The organism is Exercitatus varius, from assembly GCF_029577735.1.
In the GTDB taxonomy this organism is placed as follows: domain Bacteria; phylum Pseudomonadota; class Gammaproteobacteria; order Enterobacterales; family Pasteurellaceae; genus Exercitatus; species Exercitatus varius.
The window spans coordinates 19652-28497 of the sequence record NZ_JARQTO010000017.1; the positions used below are offsets into that span (position 1 = coordinate 19652).

8 protein-coding genes and 1 pseudogene are annotated in these 8846 nt (G+C 46.6%); 4 read left to right on the forward strand and 5 right to left on the reverse strand.

Translation table 11 applies throughout. The features are described 5' to 3' along the window. Positions 1-32 precede the first annotated feature (32 nt). Positions 33-1271 (reverse strand): ATP-dependent RNA helicase RhlB, encoded by a 1239-nt coding sequence (rhlB, locus tag P7M01_RS10250; protein WP_317480517.1) that lies wholly within the window; start codon positions 1269-1271, stop codon positions 33-35. 189 nt (positions 1272-1460) lie between these two features. On the opposite strand from rhlB, the gene rho reads away from it, so the two are divergent. Beyond that, positions 1461-2723: a transcription termination factor Rho gene (gene rho / locus P7M01_RS10255; RefSeq protein WP_202936756.1), complete on the forward strand. Its 1263-nt coding sequence runs from the start codon at positions 1461-1463 to the stop codon at positions 2721-2723. A gap of 133 nt (positions 2724-2856) precedes the next feature. Here the strand turns inward: rho and P7M01_RS10260 are convergent, their stop codons facing one another. Further along, positions 2857-3690, reverse strand: a complete 834-nt coding sequence (locus P7M01_RS10260; RefSeq protein ID WP_317480518.1) for an outer membrane protein assembly factor BamD — start codon at positions 3688-3690, stop codon at positions 2857-2859. A gap of 95 nt (positions 3691-3785) precedes the next feature. Here P7M01_RS10260 and rluD point away from each other — a divergent pair, with 95 nt between their 5' ends. Both rluD and pgeF read left to right on the forward strand, forming a co-directional pair. Beyond that, on the forward strand, positions 3786-4760 hold the full coding sequence (gene rluD, locus P7M01_RS10265; protein WP_317476268.1) for a 23S rRNA pseudouridine(1911/1915/1917) synthase RluD: 975 nt from the start codon (positions 3786-3788) through the stop codon (positions 4758-4760). Positions 4761-4775: 15 nt separating this feature from the next. Beyond that, positions 4776-5449: pseudogene (gene pgeF / locus P7M01_RS10270) on the forward strand (peptidoglycan editing factor PgeF). A 106-nt stretch (positions 5450-5555) separates the two neighbouring features. On the opposite strand, the gene P7M01_RS10275 reads toward pgeF, so the two are convergent. Genes P7M01_RS10275 through metN form a run of 3 tightly spaced genes read right to left on the reverse strand, consistent with a single transcriptional unit; the run spans position 5556 to position 8084 of the window. Next, positions 5556-6347, reverse strand: coding sequence for a MetQ/NlpA family lipoprotein (locus tag P7M01_RS10275; RefSeq protein WP_317476267.1), 792 nt, complete (start codon positions 6345-6347; stop codon positions 5556-5558). A gap of 20 nt (positions 6348-6367) precedes the next feature. After that, positions 6368-7057: a methionine ABC transporter permease gene (locus P7M01_RS10280; protein ID WP_317483637.1), complete on the reverse strand. Its 690-nt coding sequence runs from the start codon at positions 7055-7057 to the stop codon at positions 6368-6370. Then, positions 7047-8084: a methionine ABC transporter ATP-binding protein MetN gene (metN, locus tag P7M01_RS10285; protein ID WP_317476623.1), complete on the reverse strand. Its 1038-nt coding sequence runs from the start codon at positions 8082-8084 to the stop codon at positions 7047-7049. Before metN ends, P7M01_RS10280 begins: the two co-directional genes overlap by 11 nt. 166 nt (positions 8085-8250) lie before the next feature. Here metN and gmhB point away from each other — a divergent pair, with 166 nt between their 5' ends. After that, the gene (gmhB, locus tag P7M01_RS10290; protein WP_317480520.1) at positions 8251-8805 is read left to right on the forward strand and encodes a D-glycero-beta-D-manno-heptose 1,7-bisphosphate 7-phosphatase; all 555 of its coding nucleotides are present in this window, start codon (positions 8251-8253) and stop codon (positions 8803-8805) included. Positions 8806-8846 lie beyond the last annotated feature (41 nt).

Here is an 8846-nt window from a genome sequence, read left to right on the forward strand (position 1 = left end):
TAAGGATAAGGCGAAAAGTGCGGTCGAAATTTTTAACGTTTTTTGTAATCCCGACTGGAATGCGGAGTCTGACTATGCTTGATCCGATAAGGTTTCGGCAACTCGTCGATTAATGAATCGGGATCATATTGGCTGACGGGAATTGCATGTCCGATGTATTCTTCAATCGCCGGCAGATTCATGGCGTATTGTTCGCAGGCAAAGCTGATGGATACGCCGCTTTCGCCGGCGCGCCCGGTACGCCCGATGCGGTGTACATAATCTTCGCGATCATCCGGCAAATCATAATTGAACACGTGCGTGACATCGGGAATATGCAAACCGCGCGCCGCCACATCGGTGGCAACCAGAATATCCAGTTCCCCGTCAGTAAACTGTTTGAGCAATGCCAGCCGCTTTTTTTGCGGCACATCGCCGGTTAGCAAACCCACGCGTTGTCCGTCGGCGGCAAGGTAGCCCCAGATTTCTTCGCAACGATGTTTAGTATTGGCAAAAATAATGCAGCGTTCCGGCCATTCTTCTTCCAGTAACGTCATAAGTAAGGCAATTTTGTCCCGATTGGACGGATAGAACAGTTCTTCCTTGATTCGGTGCCCGGTTTTCTGCAACGGTTCGATTTCAATATATTCGGGATCGTTCATGTCTTCAAAGGCAAGCTCTCTGACTTTATAAGAAAGCGTGGCGGAAAACAGCATGGTTAAACGGGATTTTGGCGGCGGACATTTGCGCAACAAATAGCGAATATCCTTGATAAAGCCTAAATCGAACATTCGATCGGCTTCATCCAGCACCACCACTTGAATATCGTTAAAACGGATAATGCCTTGCTTTACGTAATCGATGATTCGTCCGGTGGTGCCGATTAAAATATCCACACCGTTTTCAATGACTTTCAGCTGTTTATCGTAACCGTCGCCGCCGTATGCCAGCCCAATGCGTAATTGGCTGGTTTTGGCAAGAGATTCCGCATCGTGAGCGATTTGTACCGCCAGTTCGCGGGTCGGCGCCAGAATTAACGCCCGCGGTTGATTGGTAACGAAATCCGGTTGATGGGTTAATAAATAATGAAATGTCGCCGTGAGAAACGCCATGGTTTTCCCCGTGCCCGTTTGTGCCTGACCGGCAACATCTTTACCTTGCAATGTTAAGGGTAAAGATAAGGCCTGAATCGGCGTGCAATATTCAAAACCCTGAGCTTTCAGCGCGGTGAGAATTTGAGGATGCAGCGGCAAGTCGGCAAACCGCTGTTGAGATAGGTGTTCTGTTGTCATAATTTATTTTTATTTGGTGAAAAATTGCGACAAGCATACCACGTTATGCAAAATTACCCAAAAAAAGACCGCACTTTTTTTAGGTAAAAAACTAGACAGAATCGGGTTTTAATGATACCTTTACCACCACTCAATCGACCTATGAGTCAACTCTTATTTTTTTCCAATCCAAAGTATTAACTCTCAATTATGCATTTAACAGAACTCAAAAATACCCCGGTTTCCACGCTGGTACAGCTTGGAGAAGAACAAATGGGCTTAGAAAATTTAGCCCGTTTACGTAAACAAGATATTGTTTTTGCCATCTTAAAACAACACGCGAAAAGCGGTGAAGATATTTTCGGCGGCGGCGTCCTGGAAATTTTACCCGACGGCTTCGGCTTTCTGCGTTCGGCGGACAGTTCTTATTTAGCCGGTCCGGACGATATTTATGTTTCGCCGAGCCAAATCCGCCGTTTTAATTTACAAACCGGCGATAAAGTGGAAGGTAAAATTCGCCCGCCGAAAGAAGGCGAACGTTATTTCGCCTTATTAAAAGTGGATCAGGTTAATGACGATCGCCCGGAAGTTTCCCGCAGTAAAATTCTGTTTGAAAACTTAACGCCGTTACACGCCAATTCCCGTTTGCGTATGGAACGCGGAAACGGTTCAAAAGAAGATTTAACCGCCCGCATTCTAGATTTGGCTTCGCCTATTGGTAAAGGCCAGCGCGGCTTGATCGTCGCGCCGCCTAAAGCGGGGAAAACGGTGTTATTGCAAAATATCGCGCAAAGCATTACCGCGAATTATCCGGAATGCGAGTTGATCGTGCTGTTGATCGACGAACGACCGGAAGAAGTAACGGAAATGCAACGTACGGTGCGCGGCGAAGTGATTGCTTCAACCTTCGACGAACCGGCGGCGCGCCATGTTCAGGTGGCGGAAATGGTGATTGAAAAAGCCAAACGCTCGGTGGAGCATAAAAAAGACGTGGTAATTTTGCTCGATTCCATTACCCGTTTGGCCCGCGCTTACAATACGGTGACGCCGGCATCGGGCAAGATTTTATCCGGCGGTGTGGACGCTAATGCGTTACATCGCCCGAAACGTTTCTTCGGTGCCGCGCGTAACGTGGAAGAAGGCGGAAGCCTGACGATTATCGCGACCGCACTGGTGGATACCGGTTCCAAAATGGACGAAGTGATCTTTGAAGAATTCAAAGGAACGGGTAATATGGAATTGCATCTTTCCCGCAAAATCGCGGAAAAACGCGTATTCCCGGCCATCGATTTCAACCGTTCCGGCACCCGTAAAGAAGATTTGCTCACCACGCCGGACGAATTGCAAAAAATGTGGATTCTGCGCAAAATCCTTAACCCGATGGGCGAAGTGGAAGCGATGGAATTCCTCATTGATAAATTAATGGTGGCGAAAACCAACGAAGAATTTTTTGAAATTATGAAACGTTCATAACTTCAAAAAACATCGCATTTTTTGACCGCACTTTAGGCTTGCTTGCAAGCGGAAAAGTGCGGTCAATTTTTTGCACGTTTTTTCAGCCAAAAGAAAAGGCGCTTTCGCACCTTTCCGTTTTATTGTGTTTTGGCTATTTTGTGTTTGTTTCGGCTTTTTTGTCATCACCGCCGAATGTTAACCAGGACGGTAAACTTAAGAACGGTTCGTCGGGTTTATCCGCTTCTTTAATCACTTTGCCTTCGTTGGCTTTCACCAGGGTCGCCGCTTTTTGTTCCAGCTGGGTTAATCCCATTTCGTGATAAGCTTCTTCTAACAACGGTAACGCTTGTAATGTCGCGTTGGTGTCCGGATAAGTCTGCAACATACCGGTTACGCGATTTGACACCGCAACCCAGGCTTTGCGTTTGGCATAGAACTTCGCGATTTCCAATTCGTGACGGGCTAAACGGTCTTTAATGTAAGCCATACGGGTGATGGCGTCCGGCGTATATGGACTGTTCGGGAAATGCTGAACCAACGTCTGGAAGTTGCCGAATGCGGTTTTCATGGATGTACTTTCACGGGAAGCGCGATCGATACCGAAGAAATCCTGCAGGAAATTATCGCCCATGGACATATTGGTTAACGCCGCCATATACAGCACGTAATCCGTATGTTGGCTTTGCGGATGTAACTTCAGGAAGCGGTCCGCCGTGACCAGCGCCGTGGTATAATCCTGGCTGCGATAAGCGGCGTAAATCAGATTTAACTCCGCCTGTTCGCTGTAATCGCTTCCCGGAAAACGGGAATCCACCGCTTGCAAATATTTGGTCGCATCGCTGTAATTACCGTCTTGCACATAAGCCTGGCCTTTTGTGAACAATTCCTGTTCCGATGCCTGTTCGACTTCGTTGTTGCTGCCGGAACAGGCCGTCAACGCAAATGCAGCCAGCGCGGCAAGAGTAAGCGATTTTAAGTTACGCATAGCGTGATAATCCTTTTTCTATGTAAAAATATGATATTCAGTTACAATAATCGTCACATTCTATCTGATAGTACAAAATAATTCACGGACTTTTTATGGCTCAACTTACTTTAACGGCTGAGGTTCAGTCGCACCAAATGGGACAACGGTTAGACCAAACTTTAGCGGAATTGTTCCCCGACTATTCCCGTTCGCGTTTGAAAACCTGGATCGAAGAAAACCTGGTGCGGGTGAACGGCAACATTCAAAATGTTCCGCGCACTAAAGTATTGGGCGGCGAACAGATCGAAATTAACGTCGAAGCGGAAGAAGAAACGCATTACGAGCCGGAAAATCTGCCGTTGAATATTGTGTATGAAGATGAACACATTCTGGTGATTAATAAACCAAAGAATTTCGTGGTGCATCCCGGCGCCGGTAATTCGCGCGGCACGGTGTTGAACGCGTTGCTTTATCATTATCCGCAAATTGCCGAAGTGCCCCGCGCGGGTATTGTGCACCGGCTGGACAAAGATACCACAGGCTTAATGGTGATCGCCAAAACTATTCCCGCGCAAACTCAGTTGGTACGGGATTTGCAGAAACGCAAAATCACCCGCGAATATGAGGCCGTGGCGTTCGGCGTGATGACAAAAGGCGGAAAAGTGGATGAACCGATGGCGCGCCATCCCACCAAACGTACGGCAATGGCGGTACATCCGATGGGTAAACCGGCGGTAACGCATTACCGCATCATGGAACATTTCCGTAATTATACGCGCCTGCGTTTACGCCTGGAAACCGGGCGTACTCATCAGATCCGCGTACACATGGCGCATATCGCGCATCCGTTGTTGGGCGATCAAACTTACGGCGGACGTCCGCGCCCGCCTAAAAATGCCAGCGAGCATTTCAGTGCGGTGCTGCGCAATTTCCAGCGTCAGGCTTTGCATGCCGTTATGTTGCGTTTGGAGCATCCGATTAGCGGCGAATTGATGGAATGGTTTGCGCCCTTGCCGGATGATTTTGCCGAATTAATTGCCGCCCTGAAAGAAGATTACCAATTGCATAAAGACGAACTGGATTACTAAAAAATGACGCAAAAATTGACCGCACTTTACCCGTCTTGGCAAGTCCCGCAAAATATTCACGCTTTTACCACATTGCGCGACGGCGGTGTCAGCCGGGCGCCGTACGCCAGTTTTAATTTAGGCGAGCATGTGGAAGATGAACCAAGTGCGGTCAAAAAAAACCGGGATTTGTTGGTGGAACGATTCGGATTGCCGCAATTTCCGTTGTTCTTAAGCCAAATTCACAGTACCCGCGTGATTCGTTTGCCTTATTCGGGCGAAGACATAAAAGCGGACGCGGTTTATACCGATAAGCCCGGTCAGGTTTGTCTGGTGATGACCGCCGATTGTCTGCCCGTATTGTTTACGTCCAAAAAAGGGAATGAAGTGGCGGCGGCGCATGCGGGATGGCGCGGATTATGCGACGGCGTTCTGGAAGCAACCGTGCAACAGTTTCAATGTCCGCGCGATGAAATTATCGCCTGGTTCGGGCCGGCAATCGGGCCGAACGGGCTTTTGTGGCGGATTCGGCCAGCGCCGGAAAATATCTGGGCAATCTTTATCAAATCGCCGCGCAACGTTTGCAGCGTATGGGCGTTATGCAGATCAGCGGCGGAGAACATTGTACTTATACGGAAAGGGATAAATTTTTTTCTTTCCGCCGCGAAATGAAAACCGGGCGCATGGCGAGCCTGATTTGGTTCGATTAAAATCGTTTTTTGTGCATAAAGCAAAGGCGTAACCGCAACAGGATTACGCCTTTTTAGCTTATTGAGCGTCAAAAAACATGCGTTTTTTTGCCCGCACTTTTGCGGATTACCAGCCTTTCACTACGCCGTCTTTAAAGTGTTTCACCGCTTCTTGATACACTTCTTCGGACTGATAGGCTTTGACGAAATCTTTTACCGCCTGCGTGTCTTTGTTGTCTTCGCGCGCAACAATGATATTGACGTACGGGCTGTCTTTATCTTCTACAAAAATACCGTCTTTCGGCGATAAACCGATTTGTCCGGCGAAATTGTTGTTGATGACGGCTAAATCCACATCATCCAGGACGCGCGGTAATAAGGCGCCTTCCACCGCGTTGAATTTTAAGTTTTTCGGGTTTTCAATCACATCAAGCGGCGTGCTTAAAATGTTGTTGCTGTCTTTTAATTTGATTAAACCCTGTTTTTCCAGTAATGCCAACGAGCGGCCCTGATTGGTCGGATCATTCGGAATTGCCACCGTGGCGCCGTCTTGTAATTCGGCTAACGATTTGATTTTCTTAGAATAACCGGCGATTGGATAAACGAAAGTGTTACCGACGATCACTAAATCTTTATAGCCGCCTTTTGCCATATCTTCATCCAGATAAGGTTTATGCTGAATCGCGTTTACGTCCAGATCTTTACGGAACAAGGCGGCGTTCGGTTGGCTGTAATCGGTGAACGACACCAATTCCACATCGAGTTTGTATTTATCTTTGGCGACTTTAGCGGCAATTTCCGCCATTTGATGTTCCGGACCCGCCATCACGCCGACTTTTAATTTGCTGTCGTCTTTACATGCGGTTAATGCAAACACGGAAGTTAAGGCGAGCACGCTAAGAAGTTTTTTAAAGTTCATAATGTTTCCTTTTCGGTTAATTAACGATGATCAAAACGATCAGCGAGTTTGTTACCGTATTTTTCACCGAGGATGACGATGAAGACGATAATAATGGTGGCGACCCAAAGCACATAAGGCATATTGCGGTATAACCCGAATGTGATAGCCGTATTACCCAAACCGCCGCCGCCTACGGCGCCCGCCATGGCGGAATAACCGATTAAGGTGACGAACGTCAGGGTGAAGGCTTTAATCAGCATAGGGAGCGCTTCGGGTAAATAAAATTTTGTCACGAGTTGCCATGTGCCGGTTCCCATTGCCCGAGCGGTTTCCGTCAGACCTGGCGGTACATCGCCCAACGCATTAACGGTTAAACGCGCGACAAAAGGCAATGCGGCGACACTTAACGGAATAATGGCGGCGGTGGTGCCGATAGTGGTGCCTACCAGGAATTTGGTTACCGGTAATAAAATTAACAGCAAAATAATAAACGGAATGGAGCGTCCGATATTGATGATCACTTCCAAAGTGCGGTTGATTTTTGCGTTATTTAATGCGTAGCCTTTTTTGGTCAAAAACGCCCAGATACCCAAGGGCAAGCCGAACAAAATGGCAAAAAATGTAGCGGCAAAAGTCATATACAGGGTTTCCCAGGTGCTGACTAAAATGAGATCCCAGATTTCCGGTGTCATTTGGGTGTTGAAATCATTAATAAAATTAGCCCACATAACCTAACACCTCCACGCGGACATTATTTTCCATTAAATATATTTTGGCTTGTGTAATGGCGTCTTCATCGCCTTCCAGTTCCGCGATAGTAAAACCGAATTTAATGCCGCCCGCATAATCGATTTGCGAGATCAGAATGTTCAGACTGACGTCAAAACGTCGTGAAGCCTGTGACAGCAATGGCGCATCCACGGAACGCCCGGTAAATTCAAATTTAATAATCGGCGTGGATTTGGCCGAACGGGGCGTATCGGACATTTTTTCCAGATATTCTTCCGGCAAATTATAATGGAAAGTGGAACTGATAAATTCCTGCGCAAGTTCGGTTTTCGGATTGGAAAAAATATCGCTGACCGAACCCTGTTCGACCAGCTGACCGTGATCGATAACGGCAACTGTGTCGCAAATGCGTTTCACCACTTCCATTTCATGGGTAATTAATAGAATAGTAATGCCTAAAGTGCGGTTGATTTCCTTTAATAATTTTAAAATGGACTGAGTGGTCGCCGGATCTAACGCACTGGTGGCTTCATCGCACAGCAATACTTTCGGATCACTGGCCAACGCGCGGGCAATGGCAACCCGTTGTTTTTGTCCGCCGGAAAGATTCGCCGGATAAACGGCGCTTTTTTCGCTTAATCCCACCAGCTTGAGCAATTCGGTTACTCGTTTTTGGATTTCATCTTTCGGTGTATTTTCCAATTCCAACGGTAAAGCAATGTTGCCAAAAACCGTGCGGGAACTAAGCAAATTGAAATGCTGGAAAATCATCCCGATTTTACGGCGTTCGTGCATTAATTGCGCATCGGACAGCTGAGTCAAATCTTTTCCGTCAATAATCACCGAGCCGGAGGTCGGTTGTTCCAGTAAATTTACACAACGGATCAAAGTGCTTTTTCCGGCGCCCGATGCACCGATAACGCCACAAATTTGTCCTTGCGGAATATGCAAAGAAACATTGTCGAGGGCGGTGAGTTTTTTGTCCGATATGTCAAAAACTTTGGTAATATTTTTTAAATTAATCATATTTTATCGCTATAGTAATGATGTTTTCGTATTTTAGACGGCTATATGGCTGTGTCAATATTTATCAGTTTGGTTTTTAGAACCGATCGGTATGATTTATAAGCAATTTGCTAATGACCTTAGGAAAAGCGATAATACTAAAGGTACAACAGAATCGGAAATAATCATGAAAAAAGCTATTTTTTTAGATCGTGACGGGACATTAAATATTGATCACGGTTATGTCCATCGGATTGATGATTTTCATTTTATCGAGGGCAGTATCGAAGCGTTGCAGAAATTAAAAGCGATGGGATTTTTATTGGTTTTGGTGACAAATCAATCGGGCATTGCCAGAGGTTATTTCAGTGAAGAACAATTTTTGCAGTTAACCGAATGGATGGATTGGTCGCTGGCGGATCGAGGAGTGGATCTGGACGGCATTTACTATTGTCCTCACCATCCGCAAGGACAAGGCGAATACAAACAGGATTGTGATTGCCGCAAACCGAAATCCGGCATGCTGGATCAAGCGATTAGAGAATTAAATATCGATCCTGCTAAATCGTTTATGGTGGGAGATAAGGTTGAAGATTTACTGGCTGCACAAGGTGCTAAAGTGCGGTCAAAAATTTTGGTAAAAACAGGAAAACCCATTACGCCCGAAGGGGAACAGTTGGCGGATTACGTAATAGACAGCATTGCCGATTTACCGAATTTGATAAATCGGCTGAAGAAATGATCGCCCGTTGAACGAAAAGCCGGTAAAGTGCGGTCAAAATT